Genomic DNA, 19,859 nt, shown 5'->3' on the forward strand with positions numbered 1-19,859 from the left:
TTCGACGGGTCCGGCTGACGCCCGATCCCCGATGAGGTGAGATGGACCACATGAGCGAACCACGCACTGTACGCGCGGCCCGCGGCTCCGAGATCACCGCCAAGACCTGGCAGGCCGAAGCCGCCAAGCGCATGCTGATGAACAACCTCGACCCGGAGGTGGCCGAGCGCCCCGACGACCTGGTCGTCTACGGCGGCACGGGCCGCGCCGCGCGGTCCTGGGAGGCGTACGACGCCATCGCCCGCAAACGGTTCGGGGGCACCCTGGCCGGCACCCTGACGCTGACCGGCGGTTGCGGCGGCATGGGCGGCGCCCAGCCGCTCGCAGTGACCCTCAACAAGGGCGTCGTGATCGTCGTCGACGTCGACGCGGCCCGTCTCCAGCGCCGCGTCGACCACGGCTACATGGACACCGTCGCCGGCTCCCTCGAGGACGCCCTGGCCCAGGCCGAGGAGGCCAAGAAGTCCCGTACGCCGCGCTCCATCGGCCTCGTCGGCAACTGTGCCGCGGTGTTCCCGGAGATCCTGGCGCGCGAGGTCGAGATCGACATCGTCACCGACCAGACCTCGGCACACGACCCGCTCTCCTACCTCCCGCTGGAGTACACGGTCGCGGAGTGGGCCGCCCGCGCCGAGGAGGACCCCGACGACTTCACCGAGAAGGCGCAGGCCTCGATGGCCAGGCACGTCGAGGCGATGGTCGGCTTCATGAGCCGTGATGCCGAGGTGTTCGACTACGGCAACTCGCTGCGGGAGGGTGCCCGCCTGGGTGGGTACGCGAACGCGTTCGCCTTCCCCGGCTTCGTCCCCGCCTACATCCGACCGCTCTTCGAGGAGGGCCTCGGCCCGTTCCGCTGGGCGGCGCTCTCGGGTGACCCCGAGGACATCGCCAGGACCGACCGCGCGATCGTCGACCTCTTCCCCGAGAACGAGGGCCTCAAGCGCTGGATCACCCAGGCCGCGGAGAAGGTGCACTTCGAGGGCCTACCGGCGCGGATCTGCTGGCTGGGCTACCAGGAGCGCCACCTCGCCGGGCTGAAGTTCAACGAGATGGTCGCCTCCGGGGAGCTCTCGGCGCCGGTCGTCATCGGCCGCGACCACCTCGACTCCGGCTCGGTGGCCTCCCCCTACCGCGAGACCGAGCAGATGCTGGACGGGTCCGACGCGATCGCCGACTGGCCGCTGCTCAACGCGCTGCTCAACACCGCCTCCGGCGCGAGCTGGGTGAGCATCCACCACGGCGGCGGCGTCGGCATCGGCCGTTCGATCCACGCCGGTCAGGTCTGCGTCGCCGACGGCACACCGCTCGCCGCGGAGAAGATCGAGCGCGTCCTCACCAACGACCCCGGCTCGGGCGTCATGCGCCACGTGGACGCCGGCTACGAGCACGCGCGCGACGTCGCGCGTGAGCGGGGGCTCAACGTCCCGATGCTGGACTCCTGACCGAACCCGTCCGGCTCACCCGCGACGCTTGCCGAGCACCACCAGATAGCGGCACGGCTCGTCGGTCGGGTTGACGAAGACGCAGTCGGCCGGTGGCCCCAGCTGCAGGCAGTCCCCCGCGTCGAGCTCGTGGACGAGGTCGCCCTCGACGAACCGCAGGTGCCCCGAGAGCACCCAGATCTGCTGCTCCTTGAAGGCGTACGCCGAGGCGGGCGCAGCCACCGACGCACCGGCCGGGAACTCCACCTCGACCAGCTCCAGGATCCCGCGCGCGGGCGGTGAGACGGCACGGCGTACGTAGCCGGTCTCGGGGTCCCGCCACTCGGTCTGCTCGGATCTGCGAGCCACCCGGACCGCGTCCCCCTCGGCCCGCGCGATCAGCTCCGACAGGGTCAGCTCCAGCGCCCCGGAGAGCCGGGTGAGCAGGACCGCGGTCGGCTGGGCCTCGCCCCGCTCGATCTTCGAGATCATCGCCCGGGACACCCCGGACGCCTCCGCGAGGCCCGCGACGGTCATCCCGAGCGACTCCCGCGCCGATCTGATGTTGGCCGCCAGGGCTTCACCGAACTCGTCACTATCGTCAGCCACACGACTACTATAGGAGACATGCCTTCTGCCTGGACCATCCGCCACGCGACGCCCGATGATGCCGCGGCCTGCGCTGCGATCTACGAGCCGTACGTCCGCGACACCGTCATCTCCTTCGAGACCGAGCCGCCGACAGCCGAGGAGATGGCCGACCGCATCAAGGCAGCCCAGGCCGAGCACGCCTGGCTCGTGCTGGAGATCGGGACCGAGACCGGCCCGAAGATCCTCGGCTATGCGTACGCCACCCAGCACCGCACCCGCGCCGCCTACCGCTGGGCCTGCGACGTGTCGATCTACCTCGACCGGGACCGGCACGGCAACGGCGCAGGCAAGGCCCTGTACGCAGCCCTGTTCCCACACCTGAAGGAGCGCGGCTTCCACCGCGCGCTGGCCGGGATCGCCATCCCGAACGAGGCCAGTCTCGGGATCCACCGATCCTTCGGCTTCACCGAGGTGGGGACGTACCGTCGGATCGGCTGGAAGTTCGACGCCTGGCACGACGTCACCTGGCTGCAGCTGGATCTGGACCCGGAGAACCAAGAAGCCCCGAGTCAGTGACTCGGGGCTTCCCGTGCGTTGTACCCCCGACCGGATTTGAACCGGCGTTACCGCCGTGAGAGGGCGACGTCCTAGGCCGCTAGACGACGGGGGCTTGCACCTCCCGCGATGAACCTTTCGGCCTCGCGGGCAGGAGAAACATTACCGGATGACCCGGCGATCCCCCACATCGGGACCGCCGCCACGAAGCCGCCCCATCCGCGCCCGCAGCGGAAATGGCGAAGAGCCCCGAGTCAGTGACTCGGGGCTCTTCCTGCGTGGTACCCCCGACCGGATTTGAACCGGCGTTACCGCCGTGAGAGGGCGACGTCCTAGGCCGCTAGACGACGGGGGCTTGCAGCGGGTGAAACCTTAGCGAACCGCTTCGGTGACTCCCAAATCCTCCGGAGAGGATCCGCTGGGCTACTAGGACTCGAACCTAGAATAACTGGACCAGAACCAGTCGTGTTGCCAATTACACCATAGCCCATCATCTTGCTCGACTAAGCCTCACAAGAACGATGCGGCCCTCAGGATTTCTCCCTCGAACCGAGAGGAAACATTACCGGCGAGGTCCCTGGCGACGAAATCGGCACGCCCATCGGCGTCAGGTCAGGGGCTCTTCGTCGTGGTGGAGAGGCCCGCTGATCGCGCGGCCCACACGGTCAGCGCCAGGAAGACGCCCGACTGGACCAGGGTGACCGGGATCCGCCACCACGACCCCTCGCTGGTGTTGAGCACCGTCGAGATGTCGCCGAAGGCGACGGCCATGCCGAGGCTGACGAAGTTGTTGAGGACATGCATCGCGATGCCCGCCTCGATGCCACCGGTGGCGATCACACAGATCCCGGCGACGATGCCGAAGGCGAACCGGTCCAGGAACAGCGGCAGATCCTGGGAACCGTGGGCGAAGGCGAACAGCAGCGCGGTGATCGTCACCGAGACCGTCCGGGCGCCCATCATCCCACCGAAGAGCGACCCGAAGGTCTGGAAGATGTAGCCGCGGAAGAGATACTCCTCCCCTGCCGCCTGCAGCGGGGTGAGCAGCACGATCACGAGCACGAAGTCGCGCATCGTGCTCGTGTAGGGGTTGAGCGTGCTGGGCCCGAGGTCGTCGCCGGGGATCGGCAGCCGGGAGGCGATGATGACGGTGACGACCATCGTGATCGCCGCGATCCCGAGACACTGGAGCAGCCACGGCCACCGGATCCGTCGCTCGACCGAGGCCAGCCAGCCCGGTCGCAGCCCGTGCAGCGCCCAGCACAGCAGCATCGCCGCGGGGATCGCCCCGGCCAGCGAGAGCAGCAGGAAGGCCAGCGACTCCGGGGTGACGTTCTCCACGTCGGCGACATTGGCCATCCCCGTGGCAACGTTGTCCCCGGCGAGCATGAAGAAGAGCTCGAACCCGGCCAACACCACCGCCGGCGAGACGAAGAAGACGCACAGTCCGATCAGGATGAGTCCGACCAGGGGCCGCCCCCAGCCACTGCGCCCGCTGCGCTGCACCTGGTAGTACGCCAGTCCCGAAGGCGGCTCCATGACCGTGCTCATCCTGTCCGACCTACTTCCCGAGAACCGCCTTCAGACGGCCCAGCGTACGCTCCCGACCGAGCAGCTCCATGGATTCGAACAGTGGCGGGCTGATCCGCTTGCCGGTCACCGCGACCCGCACCGGGCCGTACGCCTTGCGCGGCTTGAGCCCGAGGCCGTCGATCAGGGCCGCGGTCAGCGCGTCCTGGATCTCGGCGGTCGACCACGTGTGGAGACCGGTCAGCGCGGTGTAGGAAGCCTTGACGACACCCAGGCCCTCCTCGTCGAGGAGCTTGGCGGCGTCCTCCTCGTCGAGCGCGAAGTCGGCCTCCGGGACGAAGAGGAACCGCAGCATGTCGGAGGCCTCGCCGAGCTTGTTGATCCGCTCGGCGACCAGCGGCATCGCGGCCTCGAGCATCTGCGCGTCGGCATCGTTGACCGGGTCGCTGATGATCCCGTCGGCCTTGAGGTAGGGAATCACCCGGTGGGTGATCTCCTCGATCGGCAGCAGCCGCATGTGGGAGGCGTTGATCGCCTCGGCCTTCTTGATGTCGAAGCGGGCCGGGTTCTTGACCACGTCGGAGATCTCGAAGGCCTCGACCATCTCCTCCATGGTGAAGATGTCACGGTCGGCAGCGATCGCCCAGCCGAGCAGAGCCACGTAGTTGAGCAGCCCCTCGGGCAGGAATCCCTCTTCGCGGTACTTCAGCGCGTGCGCCTCCGGGTCGCGCTTGGAGAGCTTCTTGTTGCCCTGACCCATGACGTACGGCAGGTGCCCGAAGAACGGGGCACGCTCGGCCAGGCCGACCTCGATGAACGCGTCGAAGAGCGCGATCTGGCGAGGGGTCGAGGAGAGCAGGTCCTCGCCCCGGAAGACGTGGGTGATGTTCATGGTGGCGTCGTCGACCGGCGCAGTGAGCGTGTAGAGCGGGTCGCCGTTGGCGCGCGCGAGCGCGTAATCGGGGACGTGCTTGGTCTCGAAGGTCACCTCGCCCCGGACGAGGTCGTTGAAGGTGATCGAGCCGTCGGGCATGCGGAACCTCGGCACCGAGGTGCGGCCCTCCGCCTCGTACGCCTTGATCTGGTCCTCGCTCAGGTCGCGGCAGTGGTTGTCGTAGCCCTGGGTCGGGGCCTCGCCCTTGATGCCCTCGGCCTTCGCGGCCTTGTAGGCGGCGAGCCTCTCCTCGTAGCGCGCGGTGGTCTCCTCGCCGGTGCAGTAGCACTCATAGACGTAGGAGGAGGCGCGCAGCCGCGCGAGCGCGTCGGCGTAGATCTCCGAGCGCTCCGACTGGCGGTAGGGGCCGTAGGGGCCGCCGACCTCGACGCCCTCGTCCCAGTCGAGGCCGAGCCAGCGCATCAGGTCGATGAGCCCGTCGTAGGACTCCTGGGTGTTGCGCGCCTTGTCGGTGTCCTCGATGCGGAACACGAAGGTGCCGCCGTGGTGGCGCGCGAAGGCCCAGTTGAACAGGGCGGTCCGGACCAGGCCGACATGGGGTGACCCGGTCGGCGAGGGCGCCATCCGGACGCGGTAGTCCTTGGGGTCGAGGGTGCCGGTCATTCCAATGCCAGTCAACGCTGTGCCACCTTGTTGGTCAGAGCTCCGAGCCCCTCGACGAAGATCTCGATCTCGTCGCCGGGCTCCATGGGACCGACACCCTCGGGGGTGCCGGTGAGGATCACATCGCCGGGCAGCAGCGTCATCACGCTGCTGATGTGGGCGATCAGCTTCGGGATGTCGTGGACGAGGTCCTTCGTGGACCCGTCCTGGACGACGTCACCGTTGAGGAACGTCTGGATGCGTACGCCGGCGGCGAGCTGCTCGAGCTCGACGTCGGTCTCGATCCAGGGGCCGAGCGGGCAGAAGGTGTCGTAGCCCTTCGCCTGGGAGAAGTGCTTGAGCCGCCGCTGAACGTCGCGGGCGGTGACGTCGTTGGCGACCGTCATCCCGTAGATGACGTCCTTCACCTTCGTCTCCGGGACGTCGCGACAGATCCGGCCGATCACGATCGCGAGCTCACCCTCGAAGTGGAGGTCCTCGACTCCCGCCGGGCGCTGGATCGCGTCGCCGGGGCCGCAGACCGCGGTGTTGGGCTTGATGAAGAAGAGCGGCTCCTCCGGGACCTCGTTGCCCAGCTCGGCCGCGTGCTTGGCGTAGTTGCGGGCGACCGCGACCACCTTGCTGCGCGGGATCACCGGCGCGAGCAGCTTGACGTCTTCGAACTTGTGGACCTGGTCGGTGATGTTGACACCCGAGAACAGCGGGTCGCCCTGGAGCGCGACGACGGTCGCGTCCTCGCTGAGCTGGCCGTAGCCGTCGAGGTCCCCCATGACGACGCCGAACTGGGGCTCGCCACCCTTGGTCGTGAATCTGGCGATACGCACGTGCTGAGCCTATCCGGACCCGTCGCCACGATTCACTTCACTATGCACCGCCTTCGTAGGCTTGTACGTCGTGGAGGTGCTGTCGCGTTCGGAGTGGACCGCTCGCGCGGCCGCTCACCGTGCGCGCCTGGCTCCCTACGTCGAGCCGCATCTCGCCCGCCGCGGCGCCCGGGTCAAGCACCCGGTCAACGACTTCCTCTTCACCTACTACTCCTACCGGCCCGCCCAGCTGCTGCGCTGGCACCCGGGGTTCGGGGTGGCTCTCGAGGACGCTTCGGAGTATTCGTCGCTGAAGGGCTACTCCCCCGCTGGTCGAGCCGCGAGGCCGGCTTCGGCCGAGCGTATCGAGACCAACACAGTCTCTGACGCGTACCTCTCCAAGCAGCGCCTGCTCGTCGAGACCCTCCTCGAGCTGCTCCGCGCCACCGCTTCGCGTGAGGGCAACTTCGGCTGCTTCGGCCTCCACGAGTGGGCGATGGTCTACCGCCTGACCCCGGAACAGGTACGCCACGCCGACTGGCCGCTGCGGCTGGGGGCTGCGGGGACCGACCGCGTCGTCGAGTCCCACCGCATCGCGTGCAGCCACTTCGACGCGTACCGCTTCTTCACTCCCCCGGCGGCGCCGCTCAACACGCTCTCCCCGCGATCCGACGACCGGGCGGCCTTCGAGCAGCCGGGGTGTCTGCACGGCAACATGGACCTCTACAAGCACGCCTTCCGGCTCTCCCCTCTGGTCTCCTCCGATCTCGTCGCTGACTGCTTCGAGCTCGCCTGGGACATCCGCACGATGGATATGAAAGCCGCTCCGTACGACCTCTCCGAGCTCGACCTCGACCCGATCCGCATCGAGACGGCCGCGGGGAAACAGGAGTACGCCGCCGCCCAGCGGAGCTTCGCCGAGCGCGCCGCCCCGCTGCGGGAGCGGCTGATCGCCGGGTGCGAACGGCTGCTCGCACTCGCTACGTGAGAGTGCTGGACACGACGGGGCCGGTGGCGCGGCTCTTGAGGTATTCGACCTTGTCGGGTCCCTCACCCACGAGTCGCTCACCGAGGCCCCAGCCGCAGGCGTCGTAGAACGACATCGCCCGGGTGTTGCCCGAGAAGGTCTCCAGCCTGATGGTCGGGTGCTGGGCGAGGAGGGTGTCCTCGGCATGCCGGAGCAGAACGCGGCCGAGACCCTGTCGGTGATGCTCCGGGTCGACCATCATCAGGTCGACCGTGGAGCCGTCGAGGATGGAGAGGCCGATGATCCGGCCGTCGTGGACGAGGCAGTGGATACTGCCCTGGTCCAGGTGGGTCGCCACGTGCTCGTCCGAGGCGCCGCTGCCGATGAACCAGTCGACCGCCTCGTCGCCGAGGAACCCTCGATAGCAGGTGTCGATCACCCGCCGCGCGAGGGCCTGGAGGTCACGGAGGTCCTCGCCGGTCGCGGCGCGGATGACGGGTTGCTGATCGGTCGGCATGGTCCTGCCGACGATACCGGCATGGAGCTCGACGGCGGCGGTGACCCGCTCGAGGTCGCCGATGGCGAGCGGGTCGAGGAGTGCAGCGGCTCGACCATCGCCAGCTCGTCGACGCGCGCGGGCCAACAGCGCCTTGAGCAGCCCGTCCTTGTTGCCGAACAGGAACATCAGCACGCGCGGGCTGGAGCCGATCGCGGCGGCCACCGGGCGGAGCGAGAGATCGGCGTGACCGTGCTCCAAAGCGTAGGCGTACGCCGCCTCGAGACACTCTGTCTTGCGGGCCGAGGGAGTTGGCTCCGGTGTGCTCGTCGGCGTAGCACAGCTCCTACTGAAACAGTCGTGTCAGCATGAGACCAGATGACCCACGAAGAGCAGGGCGCGCGGGTGAAGGTCCGTCTCGCCGACAGTCCCGGAGACCTGGGCTGGATGGTGATGACCCACGGTGAGATCTATACCGAGCAGTTCGGCTGGAGCACCGATTTCAAGGCGCTGGTCGCCCTGATCGTCACCGCCTACGCCACCGGTCACGACCCGGCAAAGGAGGCGGCCTGGGTCGCCGGCATCGACGGCGACCGGGCCGGCTGCCTCCTCCTGGTCGACGGCGAGCAGCCCGGCATCGCCAAGCTGCGGATCCTGCTGGTCACCGCGCAGGCACGCTGTCTCCGCGTCGGCTCCCGCCTGGTCGAGGAGTGCCTCGACCTCGCCTGAGCCGCGGGATACGACCAAGTCACCCTGTGAACCAACCACATCCTGGTGTCGGCACGGCGGATCTATGAGGCGTACAGCGCCGTCCTCACCGACGAGGAGAAGCACCACAGCTTCGGCCACGACCTCGTCGGGCAGACCTGGACTCTCGACCTCGCGGCGCCGTGACCTCGGAGGACGGGTTACGTTAGCCCCACAATGGCCATCCTTCCCGACCCCCGAAAAGCCGCCGCTTCGATCGCCACCACGGTCGGCGCCGCAGCGGGGAACGTCGCGCACTCGCTGCTCTACGGCGGGCTCGCCGACCTCCGGCCGATGCCGCGGACGTTGATCGACGACGGCACCCGGCGCGAGCTCTACCACTACCGGCCGGTGGCGGGGGTGATTCCTGAGGGCGACCCGGTGCTGCTGGTGACGCCACTGGCGGCGCCAGCGCTCTGCTATGACCTGCGGCGCGGCTGCTCGGTCGTGGAGCATCTGGTGGAGACCAACCGGCCGACCTACCTGGTCGAGTACGGCGAGGTGAACTTCGCCGATCGCAGCCTCGGCATCGAGCACTGGATCGCGCACGTCGTGCCGGAGGCGATCCGGTCGGTCTCCGAGCACGCGGGCGGGCGGCCGGTGCACGTGGTCGGCTGGTCGCTGGGCGGGATCTTCACGATGCTCGCCGCCGCCGACTCCCCCGACCTCCCGATCGCCTCGCTGGCGGTGCTCGGCGCGCCCTGCGACGTACGTCAGGTGCCGTTGATCGCGCCGCTGCGGCCGCTGCTCAACCTGCCGCCTGGCAACCTGGTCACCACCGCTTACCAGGCGTTCGGCGGCGCCCCGAAGCCGCTGGTCAGGTGGGCTTTTCAGATCTCGTCGGTCGACAAGATGTTCACCAAGCCGGTCGCGAAGCTCGCCAACCTGGCCGACCGTGAGTTCCTCGCCCAACTCGAGGCCGTCGACCGGTTCACCGACAACATCATCGCCTACCCGGGGCGTACGTTCGGGCAGCTCTACCACCACTTCTTCCGCACCAACGCGCTCTTCAGCGGGCAGATCGACCTCGGGGACGACCACTCCGTCCACCTGCGCGACGTCAAGCAGCCCACCCTCGTCGTCGCCGGTGCCAACGACGGCATCGGTCCCGTCGCCTCGGTCCGGCCGCTGGTCGACCTGCTCACCGGCGCCGAGGAGTTCCGCTTCGACGTCGTCCCCGGCGGCCATCTCGGCCTGCTCACCGGCCGCGCCGCCCGGGACAACACCTGGCCGCTCCTCGACGAGTGGTTCAGCCAGCACGACTGAACTGTCGGTGGCTGATGGCAGGGTGTGCGCCATGCCGAACCCACCCGCCGAGGCGACCGACGAGCACTTCCGCAACGAGGACTGGTACGCCGCCGACCTCACCGGAGACCGGTTCGTCGACTGCGTCTTCACCGACGTCGACCTCACCGAGGCGACGACGTCGGCGGCGCTCTTCGAGAACTGCACCTTCCACGGCGGCCGGTTCAACGCCTCGACCCACGTCGGCTCGGCGTTCGTCGGCTGTGACTTCCGGCGTACGAACTTCTTCGACTCGACGTTCGAGGGCTGCAAGCTCAGCGGGAGCGAGTTCTCGGGGTGCACCCTGCGGCCGCTGAAGGTGATCGGCGGCGTCTGGCGCGGGGTCTCGCTGCGCGGCGCGAACCTCGCCCGGCTCGATCTGTCCGGGCTGGACCTGCGCGACGCCGACCTGTCCCTGGCCGACCTCACCTCGGCGATCCTGCGAGACGCGCAGCTCGACGGAGCCACACTGCAGGAGACGACGCTGCACGGCGCCGACCTGCGCGGGGCCGGGCTCGACCGCGTCGACCTCACCGCCGCATCGCTGCGCGACACGAAGCTCGACCTCGCCGGCGCCGTGCTGCTCGCCGAGCTCCACGGCGCGGTGGTCGATGCGACCTGAGCGCGGCAGCGGGAGGGCTCAGCGGTCGGAGGCTTCGCGGACGGCCTTGGCCATCGAGAGGCCGGCGGCGATCAGGCCCAGACCGGTGACGAAGTCGTCGGTGTCGCGCACCTCGTCCTCGATGGCGCCCGCGGCGGCGGCCTGGAGGTGGGTCTGCTCGTCGACGGCGTGGCCGTAGACGAAGTGGAGCAGGGTGCGGGCCGCGACGGGCGCGAGGTCGCCGAGTCCGCCGTCGCTCAGCGCGGCGACGAGGTCGTCGTGGGGCTGGGTCGCGCCCAGCCCGAAGGCCCAGACCGTGGCGACGACCTCGGCGCCGTCGCGGTAGGCCAGCAGCGAGTCGCGCAGGTCGGTGCAGATGCCGGTGACACGTACGTCCCATGCACCTTCCGGCTCGTTTCGACCGCGAAGCAGGATCTCGTCGGCCACCGCGGCCAGCAGGGACTGCTTGTTGGCGAAGTGGTGGTAGAGCGCGCTGGGACGTACGCCGAGCTCGGTGCCGAGCCGGCGCATCGTCAGATCGGCGAGACCGTAGTCGTCGAGGACCTGCAGCGCGCGGGCGACGACGTCCTCACGGCGGTATCGCATGTTGCTCCCAGGGGCCGGGCGGTGGGACGAAGTGGACGAAGGCGTACCTCGACCTTAACCTGAACACCGTTCACCTGACCAAGGTTCAGGTCTGAGTACGCAGGAGCGAGTATGACCGAGTCCCCCACGAGCACCGACGAGACCCCGGTGGCGAAGGCGTCGCGCCTCGACACCACCGACCTCGCGCTGATCGCCGCGTTCGCGGCCCTGATCGCGGTCTGCTCCTACCTCGCCGCCATCCCGATCGGTGGCGCCGGCGTCCCGCTGACGTTGCAGGGGTTCGCGCTGCTGCTGACCGGCGCCCTGCTCGGGCCGCTCCGCGGCACGGCCGCGGTCGTGCTCTACCTGATCCTCGGCGTCGCCGGCCTCCCAGTCTTCGCCGGCCACGCCGCCGGCCCCGGTGTCTTCGTCGGTGTCACCGGTGGTTACCTGTGGTCGTTCCCGGTCATGGTGCTCGCGGTCGGCCTGCTGGTGAAGTACGTCCTGCGTACCCGCCGCACCAACCCGCTCCTCGTCTTCGCCGCGTGCCTCGTCGGCGTCGTCATCAACCACGTCGGCGGCATCATCGGGATGGCGATCGTGCTCCACGTCGACCTGGCGAAGGCGGCGGTCTTCGACGCCCCCTACTGGCTCGGCGACTTCATCAAGGCTGCCGTCGCCGCGGTCGTCGCCTCCCAGGTCCACCGAGCCTTCCCGAAGCTGCTCGCCCGACGTGCCTGAGATCCGCTTCGAGGCCGCCGAGGTCCGGGTCGAGTCCCCGGACCTCGACGGCTCCCGCACCATCCTGCAGCCCACGACGCTGTCTCTCACCGAGCAGCGGATCGGGATCGTCGGGAGCAACGGCTCCGGCAAGTCGACCCTCGCCCGTCTCATCAACGGATTGGTGCTGCCGAGCGCCGGTCGTGTCACCGTCGACGGCGTCGACGTGGCCCGTCATGGCGCTGCGGTGCGCCGCAGGGTCGGATTCACCTTCACCGACCCCGCCGCCCAGCTGGTGATGCCGACCTGCGTCGAGGACGTCGAGCTGTCGTTGCGCAGGACCGTGAAGGATCGCGTACGCCGCAAGCAGCTCGCCCTCGACACGCTGGCGCGCTTCGGGCTCGCCGAGCGGGCCGAGGTGAGCGTGCATGCGCTGTCCGGGGGTCAGCGGCAGCTGCTCGCTCTGGCGGGAGTGCTCGCCACCTCACCGGACGTGCTGGTCACCGACGAGCCGACCACGCTGCTCGACCTGCGCAACACCCGGATGGTCGGCGACCTGCTCTTCTCGCTGCCGCAGCAGCTGGTCCTCGTCACCCACGACCTCGACCTCGTACGCCGCTGCGACCGCGTCCTCGTCGTCGAGGACGGCCGGGTCTGCTACGACGGCGACGCCGACGCCGCCGTCAAGCACTACGTGAGGACGGTGAGCGAGGGGTGAGCATGACCGTCGGGCTCTACCGCCCGGGCGACACCGTGCTCCACCGGCTTCCGGTGGGCGCCAAGCTGTTCGGCCTGGCCGTCCTCAGCGTGGCGATCGTGGCGCTGCGCGGGCCGCTGATCGCGGTCGGCTTCCTCGTGCTCGCTGTCGTGCTCGCGCTCATCGGCCGGCTCGACCTGGCCGCCACCGCCCGGGCGCTGCGAGCGGTGCTCGTCATCGCGGTGCTAGTCGCCCTGCTGCAGTGGTGGTTGTTCACCTTCGACCGGGCGCTGGAGTCCCTGCTCGACCTCGTCTCGCTCGCACTGCTGGCGCTCACCCTGACCGTGACCACGCCGACCACCGAGACCCTCGACGCCGTGGTCCGCTGGATCCGCCCGCTGCACCGCATCGGCCTCGACCCGGAGCGGGTCGCGCTCACGATCGCGATGGCCATCCAGGCCCTCCCCGGCACCCTCGCGCTCGGTACGGAGACCCGCGACGCCGCCCGAGCCCGCGGCCTCGGCCGCTCCCCCAGGGCGTACCTCACGCCCTTCGTCATCCGCGTCGTCGCCCGCGCCCACGAGACCGGCGACGCTCTCAAGGCCCGCGGTCTCGGCGACTGACCCCCTGCCGAATCGGCAGTTCTGCCGGCCGAATCTGTAGTTGTGGGTGACGAGAGTCGACTTTCGTCACCTACAACTACAGATTCGGCTCGCCTTTTCTGCGGTTTCGGCGAGGGGTTACCAACCGGGCGGGAGGCGGTGGTCCCAGAGGGCGGCCTCTTCGATCTGCGCCGAGAGGGAGAGCAGGAGAGACTCCTCGGCGGGGCGGGCGGCGAGCATGACGCCTACCGGGAGACCCGACGGGGTCCAGTGGAGGGGCAGGGAGATGGCGGGCATTCCGGTGACGTTCCAGGCGGAGGTCCAGGGGGTGAACTCCTTCTGGGCCTGGAAGTCGCCGGCCGGATCGGCGTCGTCCCGGATCGCCCCGACGAGCGGCGGCGGGGTGGCCAGGGTCGGCGTGAGCACGGCGTCGTAGGGCGCCAGCGCCTCGAGCGCCATCGCGGCGAACCGGCGCAGCTCCGCGATCGCAAGCCCGAACTCCGGGCCGCTGACCGCTTCTCCCCGCTCGGTGAGCCAGCGGGTGAGCGGCCGGATCTGGGCGCGCTGGTCAGGGGCGAGATTCACGACCGCCATCGCGGTCCCGACGGCCCAGACCGTCTCGAAGACCGCGACCGCTTCGACGGGCAGCGGCCGCGAGATGTCGACGACCTCGTGACCCAGCGACTCCAGCAGCGCCGAGGCGTTCTCCCAAGCGGTGACGCACTCGGCGTCGACCGTGGTCGGGGCGATCAGCGGCTCGATGAACCGGGCGATACGCAACCGCCCCGGCGGCCGCTCGCACGCCTCCAGGAACGGCGAAGGCTCCTCCGGAGCCCAGAAGGGATCACCCGTACGCCGCCCCGCGAGCACGTCGAGAAAGGCGGCCGCGTCCCGCACCGACCGGGCGATCGGACCGGCGGTGGCGAGCCCTGCCGCATCGCCGTACATCGGCGACGGAGAGATCCGCCCGCGGGTGGGCTTGAGACCGACGAGCCCGCAGCACGAGGCCGGGATCCGGATGGAGCCGCCGCCGTCGGAGCCCTGCGCAACCGGCACGAGCCCGGCGGCCACCGCCGCGGCGGCACCTCCGGAGGAGCCGCCGGCGATCCGCGTACGGTCCCAGGGGGTGACGGCGGGCGGGGCCACATCCGGTTCGGTGTAGCAGGGCGAGCCGAACTCGGGGGTGTTGGTCTTCCCGAGGGAGATCATCCCGGCCGCCTCGATGGACAGCGTGACGTTGTCGGAGACGTCGGGTACGAAGTCGGCGAAGGCCGCCGACCCGAAGGTCGTACGCACCCCGCGGGTGAGGTTGAGGTCCTTGATCGCGGTGGGTACGCCCCACAGCGGTGAGGCACCGACCGGTTTGACCGCGAGCTCACGTGCGCAGGTCGAGATCCGCTCCTCGGCCACGGTGACGAAGGCGCCGACATCGTCGAGCCTGGCGATCCTGTCGAGGTAGTGCTCGGCCAGCTCTCCCGGGGAGACCTCGCATCGATGCAGCAGCTCTCCCTGTTCCAGGGCGGTCAGATCATGAAGCTCGGCCACATCGACAGGCTAGCTCCACTCCCCCTCGAGCATCGCGTAGTGCACCAATGTCGTCCATTCACCCTTGAACCACTCGGCCTCACGCTCGACCGCCTCCTTCCGCATCCCGAGGCGCTCGATCACCCGCGCCGAGGCGGTGTTGCGTTCGTCGACCCTGGCGATCACCCGGTGCAGGCCGAGCCCGTCGAACGCCAGCCCGAGCAGCGCTCGCGCCGCCTCCGTGGCGAAGCCCTGCCCCTGGAACTCGGGGTTGAAGGCGTAGCCGATCTCGCCGGACCGCTGCTCCTGGCTGTGCCAGAAGAGCACGACATCGCCGATCAACCGGCCCTCGTGCTCGACGGCGAGGCAGAGCACCTCACCCTCCCGGCGCAGGACGGAGGGACGCCGCCCGGGCGCGTACGCCTCCCGCAGCTGCTCGCGGTCGCGCGGCGCCGGCGGGATGTAGCGGCACACGTCCGCCAGGGAGAGGTAGGCGTGCAGGTCGTCGAGGTCGCGCTCGACGTCGATGGGGCGCAGCGAGAGCCGCTCGGTGGTGATCGGGTAGTCCGGGGCCAGCACGGGCTCACCCAGCTCCTGGAAGAGGCTCAGGTTCAGGTCGGCGGGCCCGTCCAGGCGCGCGTTGAGCGACTCCCACGGAGTGCGGGTCGGCGGCGCGACGAGCGCGGCGCCGCCGTCCACCAGCCGGGACGCGACACCGGCGGAGTCCTCGACCTCGAACGCCACCCGCACGTGCCCGGCGACCGGACGCCCGACCTCGACCTCGTCGATGTAGGCGTGCTGGGCGGGGTTGGCGAGCTCGAGCGTCGCCCGGCCGGCGTCGAGGATCGTCACATGAGCCTCGCCAGGGCCGGAGAAAGCTGCCTGCTCGGGTAGACCGAGAGTGTCGCGATAGAACGCCACCGCCTGCTCGTAGTCCTTCGCCTCGACCACCAGACGGAGCTGCTTCACGGGTCCACTCATGCCCGCAACCTAAGGCCGAACGGCCCATCATGCACGCGATAAATGATGGAGGTCAGGTCTCCCCCCGCAGAGACCTGACCTCGTGGTGCCGACTGGATGGGGTTCAGACGGCAGCGGGCTGGTAGCCCGCGAGCTTCTCGACGGCCTCCCGGAAGCGGGCCTGGGCCTCGGCGTCGGTGAAGACGTCGATCTCGTGGACCGGCTGGGAGACGATGGCGTCCTCGACGACGATGGCGCCACCGATGCCGGCCGAGCGGGCGGCGTCGGCGTGGGACCACTTGGCGCCGTAGGGGGTCGGGGCGACGCCGACGACCGAGAGGATCTTGCCCTTGAGCACGCCGGCGGCGTAGGGGCGCGAGAGCCAGTCGATCGCGTTGTTGATCACGGCAGGCATGGTGCCGTTGTACTCGGGGGTCACGATGAGGACGCGGTCCGCCTCGTCGATCACCTTGCGGAGCTGGCTCACGGCCTCGCCCGGGTCGGCCTCGAGGTCCTCGTTGAAGAACGGCACGTCCGCCAGACCGTCGACGATCTCCAGGACGACACCTTCAGGAGCCTCGGCGACGAGCTTCTCGGCGAGCTTGCGGTTGATGGAGTCGGCGCGCAGGCTGCCAACGAGTACGGCGATACGGGTGTCGGTCACGGTTCTCCTCGTAGGACACGGAAAGTTCAATGTTGAAGTGTTGAACGCCCGTGGCTCGGGGGTTCATTCCGTGACGGCGGCCTCCAGAGCTGTGGTCTCGCCCACATGCCGCCGCAATCCGAAGGTGAGCCCGTCGACGAGCGCCTCCCAAGACGCCTCGATCACGTTGGACCCGACCCCGACGGTCGTCCACGAGGTCACGCCATCGGAGGTCTCGATCAGGACCCGTGTCCGCGCGTCGGTGCCGTGCCCCTGATCGAAGAGCCGCACCTTGAAGTCGATCAGGTCGAAGTCGGCTACCACCGGGAAGGCTCGGGTGATCGCGGCCCGCAGCGCCTGGTCGAGCGCGTTGACGGGGCCGTTGCCCTCCCCCGTCTCGACGTGGCGTACGCCGTCGGCATGGATCTTCACGATCGCCTCGGTGGTGGCGGTGGTCTCCTGGCCGCCGCCTCGGGCCTCGGAGATGACCCGCCAGGACTCGACGTCGAAGTAGGAGGGGCGTACGCCCTCGACCTCCTCGATCAGGAGCAGCTCGAAGGAGGCGTCGGCCGCCTCGAACGTGTAGCCACGCTGCTCGGCCTCCTTGACCCGCTCGGTCACCCGAGTCACGAGGTCGCGGTCGTCGGAGAGGTCGTAGCCGAGCTCGCGACCCTTCAGCTCGATCGAGGCCCGTCCGGCCATGTCCGAGACCAGCAGCCTCATGTCGTTGCCGACCCCCGCGGGATCCATGTGCTGGTAGAGGTCGGGATCCACCTTGATCGCGGAGGCGTGCAGCCCGGCCTTGTGGGTGAACGCGGAGGCGCCGACGTACGGCTGCCGACCGGCGGGCGGCACGTTGGTCACCTCGGCGACCGCGTGGGCGACGCGGGTCGCCTCGCCCAGCAGGCCCGTCGGCAGGACCTCGCGGCCCAGCTTCAGCTGCAGGTTGGCGACCACCGAGACGAGGTCGGCATTCCCCGTACGCTCCCCGTAGCCGTTGATGCAGCCCTGGACGTGCATCGCGCCGGCGTCCACGGCAGCCAGCGAGTTGGCGACGGCGCACCCGGTGTCGTTGTGACAGTGGATCCCCACCGCTCCGTGGGTGTGCTCGCGGACGTCGTGGACGACATCGGCCACCCACGACGGGAGCATCCCGCCGTTGGTGTCGCACAGCGCGACGACCTCGGCACCGGCCTCGTAGGCGGTCTTCAGGACCTCCAGCGCGTAGTCGCGGTTGGCCCGGTAGCCGTCGAAGAAGTGCTCGGCGTCGAGGAAGACCTGCTGGCCTTCCTGGCGCAGGTGGGAGACGGTGTCGCGGATCATCGCGAGGTTCTCCTCGAGCGTGGTGCGCAGCGCGAGCTCGACGTGACGATCGTGGGACTTCGCCACGAGGGTGACGACGCCGGCGCCGGAGTCCCGCAGTGCGGCGACCTGGGGGTCGTCGGCCGCCCGTACGCCCGCCCGGCGGGTCGATCCGAAGGCCGCCAGCCGGGCGTGCTTGAGGTCGAGCTCCTCGACCGCGCGGCGGAAGAACTCCGTGTCCTTGGGGTTCGCTCCCGGCCAGCCGCCCTCGATGAAGCCGACGCCCAGGCCGTCGAGGTGACGTGCGATCGCGAGCTTGTCCGCGACGCTGAGGTTGAGGCCCTCCTGCTGCGCACCGTCGCGCAGAGTGGTGTCGTAGACGTGGAATTCCATGGCGCTGTGTCCTCGGGCTGGGCTGAATCTAGGGGCTGGGGGCTGGGCAACAAAAAACCCTCTCGGGAACGAGAGGGTGGCGCGTCGGGCAGGTGCTCGACGCGCTAGCGAATGATGATGACGTGGGTCGTCATGGCCCCGATACTGCCACGAAATCTCCTCCCGTGGGACGAGCGTCTCACCAGTCGAGGAGCTCGACCCACCACGGCTCGTCGCCGCCGGAGAACTGCGACCCCTCCTCGGCGAGGGTCTGGATCGGGAAGAGCGCCAGGGTGAGGACCACGGCGAACCCGAGGATCCACGGCACCCAGCGCGCCGAGATCCGGTGGACGACCCTGGTCACCGGGTCACGCAGCCGGTCGCGTCCGGAGCCGGTCCACAGCGCGGTGACGAACGCGAGACCGGCCAACCCCAGCGTCGCCTCGAGGGAGAGCTGCAGGGCGAAGCCGATCAGCACCGCCGCGACCACGAACCCGAAGCCCCAGAACCCGACGACGAACGTCTTCGGGAGCGAGCGGACCAGTCGCCACGGGGCGCCGATGAGGAGCCGGGGCGCGTCATGCCACTTACGACCGCGGTACCACCGCCATCGACGCAGGTCACCTGCCGCCAGCGTGCCCGCGCGGATCAGCCACGCCGCACCGAGCACGGTCAGGAAGCCGACGCTCGGGAACGCGGCGATCACGCCGACGGCGAAGGCGAGCAGGCCGAGCCAGATCGCCGTGCGACGCAGCTTCTCCAGCCCGCTGTCCCGCCGCGGACCCGCCGGGATGACCGGGACGACCGGGGCGACCGGCGTCGTGGCCTTCTCCCGCTCGGGCCGGTCGCTCAGCGAGAGCTGCTCGACCGGCTTGTGCACGAACGGCCTGCGCGGCGTACGCAGCCACTCGCGGATCTCGTCCAGCGTCGGGCGGTCGGCGGGGTCGGGTGCGAGCGCCTGGCCGAGCAGCCCGCGCAGCGGCTCGGGCACCCCCTCCAGGTCGTGCTCACCGCGGCGGGCGCGGTCCATCAGCTTCATCGGGTTGCCCTCGCCGAAGGGCGGGCGGCCGGTCGCTGCGTACGCCACCACGGAGGCCCACGAATGCACGTCCGAGGCGGGGGTGGCCGGGTCGCCGACCGCGATCTCGGGCGGAAGGTAGCCCGGGGTGCCGATCAGCAGACCGGTCACGGTGATCTTGGGATCGTCGGCGACGCGAGCGAGCCCGAAGTCGATCAGGATCGGGGTGCGCCCCTCCATGATGATGTTGGCGGGCTTGATGTCGCGGTGCAGGACGCCGACGGCGTGGCAGTCGGCGATGCCCTCGGCCAGGTCGCTGGCCAGCTGCTCGACGTCGCCGCGCGGGAGCACGCCCTCGTTGATGATCTTGTCGTGCAGCGTCGGCCCCGGGACGTAGCGGGTCGCCAGCCACGGCACCTCGCCCCACGGGTCGGCACCGACCACGCCGGCCACCCACCTGCTCCGCACCCGCTGCAGCGAGGAGACCTCGCGCGCGAGCCGCTGGCGGCCCTCCTCGTCGCCCACGAACTGCGTACGCAGCACCTTCAGCGCCACCCGCTCACCGCTCGTGCGGTGGCCGGCCAGGTGGACCCGCCCCATCCCGCCCTGCCCCAGCAGGGAGAGCAGGTCGTAGTCACCAACGGTCTCCCGTTGGCTCGCCGGGAAACGGCGTGGGGCAGTCGTCACGTGACAAACCTTATCGGCCGCAGCCGACACCCCACCGAGGCGTCAGCTACGTCGGCCGAGGCGTCGCTCCCGCAGGCCGAGGCGTCGCCGGCGTCGGCCGATGCGCAATGATCATGCGGTTGACGATCTGGATCGAGCAATCATTGCCGAGCTCGAGAATGACGCCCGGCTGAGCAACGCCGAGCTGGCTCGGCGG

General features: G+C 69.7%; 21 protein-coding genes and 3 tRNA genes. 10 read left to right on the forward strand and 14 right to left on the reverse strand.

Annotated features, from left to right (window positions below):
- The first annotated feature begins 50 nt into the window (after nucleotides 1-50).
- A complete protein-coding gene (gene hutU, locus ABZ796_RS10240) occupies nucleotides 51-1,442 on the forward strand; it encodes a urocanate hydratase (RefSeq protein WP_357336640.1) in 1,392 nt (463 codons plus the stop codon).
- A 15-nt stretch (nucleotides 1,443-1,457) separates the two neighbouring features.
- Here hutU and ABZ796_RS10245 read toward each other — a convergent pair whose 3' ends face one another.
- A complete protein-coding gene (locus tag ABZ796_RS10245) occupies nucleotides 1,458-2,030 on the reverse strand; it encodes an XRE family transcriptional regulator (RefSeq protein WP_357336641.1) in 573 nt (190 codons plus the stop codon).
- Nucleotides 2,031-2,048: 18 nt separating this feature from the next.
- Here ABZ796_RS10245 and ABZ796_RS10250 point away from each other — a divergent pair, with 18 nt between their 5' ends.
- The gene (locus ABZ796_RS10250) at nucleotides 2,049-2,588 is read left to right on the forward strand and encodes an arsinothricin resistance N-acetyltransferase ArsN1 family B (protein WP_357336643.1); all 540 of its coding nucleotides are present in this window, start codon (nucleotides 2,049-2,051) and stop codon (nucleotides 2,586-2,588) included.
- A gap of 21 nt (nucleotides 2,589-2,609) precedes the next feature.
- Here ABZ796_RS10250 and ABZ796_RS10255 read toward each other — a convergent pair.
- From ABZ796_RS10255 to ABZ796_RS10280, 6 genes are all read right to left on the reverse strand, one after another.
- A tRNA-Glu gene (locus ABZ796_RS10255) sits at nucleotides 2,610-2,682 on the reverse strand.
- Nucleotides 2,683-2,846: 164 nt separating this feature from the next.
- Nucleotides 2,847-2,922 (reverse strand) — tRNA-Glu (locus ABZ796_RS10260).
- Nucleotides 2,923-2,985: 63 nt separating this feature from the next.
- Nucleotides 2,986-3,057: transfer RNA gene (locus ABZ796_RS10265), tRNA-Gln, on the reverse strand.
- Between the two features lie 122 nt (nucleotides 3,058-3,179).
- Nucleotides 3,180-4,118 (reverse strand): CPBP family intramembrane glutamic endopeptidase, encoded by a 939-nt coding sequence (locus tag ABZ796_RS10270; RefSeq protein WP_357336645.1) that lies wholly within the window; start codon nucleotides 4,116-4,118, stop codon nucleotides 3,180-3,182.
- 10 nt (nucleotides 4,119-4,128) lie between these two features.
- On the reverse strand, nucleotides 4,129-5,655 hold the full coding sequence (gene gltX, locus ABZ796_RS10275) for a glutamate--tRNA ligase (protein WP_357336677.1): 1,527 nt from the start codon (nucleotides 5,653-5,655) through the stop codon (nucleotides 4,129-4,131).
- A gap of 11 nt (nucleotides 5,656-5,666) precedes the next feature.
- Nucleotides 5,667-6,479 (reverse strand): fumarylacetoacetate hydrolase family protein, encoded by an 813-nt coding sequence (locus ABZ796_RS10280; RefSeq protein WP_357336646.1) that lies wholly within the window; start codon nucleotides 6,477-6,479, stop codon nucleotides 5,667-5,669.
- Between the two features lie 70 nt (nucleotides 6,480-6,549).
- On the opposite strand from ABZ796_RS10280, the gene ABZ796_RS10285 reads away from it, so the two are divergent.
- Nucleotides 6,550-7,446 (forward strand): 3-methyladenine DNA glycosylase, encoded by an 897-nt coding sequence (locus ABZ796_RS10285; protein WP_357336648.1) that lies wholly within the window; start codon nucleotides 6,550-6,552, stop codon nucleotides 7,444-7,446.
- Here ABZ796_RS10285 and ABZ796_RS10290 read toward each other — a convergent pair.
- Nucleotides 7,439-8,182 (reverse strand): GNAT family N-acetyltransferase, encoded by a 744-nt coding sequence (locus tag ABZ796_RS10290; RefSeq protein WP_357336650.1) that lies wholly within the window; start codon nucleotides 8,180-8,182, stop codon nucleotides 7,439-7,441. The two genes, ABZ796_RS10285 and ABZ796_RS10290, sit on opposite strands and share 8 nt — an antisense overlap.
- Nucleotides 8,183-8,299: 117 nt before the next feature.
- Between ABZ796_RS10290 and ABZ796_RS10295 the strand changes: the two genes are divergently transcribed.
- The 3 genes from ABZ796_RS10295 to ABZ796_RS10305 all read left to right on the forward strand — a co-directional run bounded on the left by ABZ796_RS10295 (nucleotide 8,300) and on the right by ABZ796_RS10305 (nucleotide 10,574).
- Nucleotides 8,300-8,650, forward strand: a complete 351-nt coding sequence (locus tag ABZ796_RS10295) for a hypothetical protein (RefSeq protein WP_357336651.1) — start codon at nucleotides 8,300-8,302, stop codon at nucleotides 8,648-8,650.
- A gap of 195 nt (nucleotides 8,651-8,845) precedes the next feature.
- Nucleotides 8,846-9,934: an alpha/beta fold hydrolase gene (locus tag ABZ796_RS10300; RefSeq protein WP_357336653.1), complete on the forward strand. Its 1,089-nt coding sequence runs from the start codon at nucleotides 8,846-8,848 to the stop codon at nucleotides 9,932-9,934.
- Between the two features lie 31 nt (nucleotides 9,935-9,965).
- A complete protein-coding gene (locus ABZ796_RS10305; protein ID WP_357336655.1) occupies nucleotides 9,966-10,574 on the forward strand; it encodes a pentapeptide repeat-containing protein in 609 nt (202 codons plus the stop codon).
- Between the two features lie 18 nt (nucleotides 10,575-10,592).
- Here ABZ796_RS10305 and ABZ796_RS10310 read toward each other — a convergent pair whose 3' ends face one another.
- A complete protein-coding gene (locus ABZ796_RS10310) occupies nucleotides 10,593-11,159 on the reverse strand; it encodes a TetR/AcrR family transcriptional regulator C-terminal domain-containing protein (RefSeq protein WP_357336657.1) in 567 nt (188 codons plus the stop codon).
- Between the two features lie 111 nt (nucleotides 11,160-11,270).
- Here ABZ796_RS10310 and ABZ796_RS10315 point away from each other — a divergent pair, with 111 nt between their 5' ends.
- The 3 genes from ABZ796_RS10315 to ABZ796_RS10325 are packed head-to-tail and all read left to right on the forward strand — an operon-like array spanning nucleotide 11,271 to nucleotide 13,178.
- The gene (locus ABZ796_RS10315; RefSeq protein WP_357336658.1) at nucleotides 11,271-11,879 is read left to right on the forward strand and encodes a biotin transporter BioY; all 609 of its coding nucleotides are present in this window, start codon (nucleotides 11,271-11,273) and stop codon (nucleotides 11,877-11,879) included.
- On the forward strand, nucleotides 11,872-12,576 hold the full coding sequence (locus tag ABZ796_RS10320; RefSeq protein ID WP_357336660.1) for an ABC transporter ATP-binding protein: 705 nt from the start codon (nucleotides 11,872-11,874) through the stop codon (nucleotides 12,574-12,576). Before ABZ796_RS10315 ends, ABZ796_RS10320 begins: the two co-directional genes overlap by 8 nt.
- A 2-nt stretch (nucleotides 12,577-12,578) precedes the next feature.
- A complete protein-coding gene (locus ABZ796_RS10325) occupies nucleotides 12,579-13,178 on the forward strand; it encodes an energy-coupling factor transporter transmembrane protein EcfT (protein WP_357336661.1) in 600 nt (199 codons plus the stop codon).
- 117 nt (nucleotides 13,179-13,295) lie between these two features.
- Here the strand turns inward: ABZ796_RS10325 and ABZ796_RS10330 are convergent, their stop codons facing one another.
- The 5 genes from ABZ796_RS10330 to ABZ796_RS10350 all read right to left on the reverse strand — a co-directional run bounded on the left by ABZ796_RS10330 (nucleotide 13,296) and on the right by ABZ796_RS10350 (nucleotide 19,663).
- Complete coding sequence (locus ABZ796_RS10330; RefSeq protein WP_357336663.1) at nucleotides 13,296-14,702, reverse strand: amidase; 1,407 nt, start codon at nucleotides 14,700-14,702, stop codon at nucleotides 13,296-13,298.
- 9 nt (nucleotides 14,703-14,711) lie between these two features.
- A complete protein-coding gene (locus ABZ796_RS10335; RefSeq protein WP_357336665.1) occupies nucleotides 14,712-15,662 on the reverse strand; it encodes a GNAT family N-acetyltransferase in 951 nt (316 codons plus the stop codon).
- Nucleotides 15,663-15,765: 103 nt separating this feature from the next.
- A complete protein-coding gene (locus ABZ796_RS10340; protein WP_357336667.1) occupies nucleotides 15,766-16,305 on the reverse strand; it encodes an NAD(P)H-dependent oxidoreductase in 540 nt (179 codons plus the stop codon).
- 63 nt (nucleotides 16,306-16,368) lie between these two features.
- Nucleotides 16,369-17,979, reverse strand: coding sequence for a citramalate synthase (gene cimA, locus ABZ796_RS10345; RefSeq protein WP_357336668.1), 1,611 nt, complete (start codon nucleotides 17,977-17,979; stop codon nucleotides 16,369-16,371).
- 178 nt (nucleotides 17,980-18,157) lie between these two features.
- Nucleotides 18,158-19,663: a serine/threonine-protein kinase gene (locus tag ABZ796_RS10350; protein ID WP_357336670.1), complete on the reverse strand. Its 1,506-nt coding sequence runs from the start codon at nucleotides 19,661-19,663 to the stop codon at nucleotides 18,158-18,160.
- Nucleotides 19,664-19,763: 100 nt separating this feature from the next.
- Here ABZ796_RS10350 and ABZ796_RS10355 point away from each other — a divergent pair.
- Nucleotides 19,764-19,859, forward strand: a 96-nt coding sequence (locus tag ABZ796_RS10355; protein WP_357336678.1) for an AsnC family transcriptional regulator, incomplete at its 3' end; no start/stop codon positions are given.

The sequence above is a fragment of the Nocardioides sp. NPDC047086 genome (assembly GCF_040643685.1).
In the GTDB taxonomy this organism is placed as follows: domain Bacteria; phylum Actinomycetota; class Actinomycetes; order Propionibacteriales; family Nocardioidaceae; genus Nocardioides.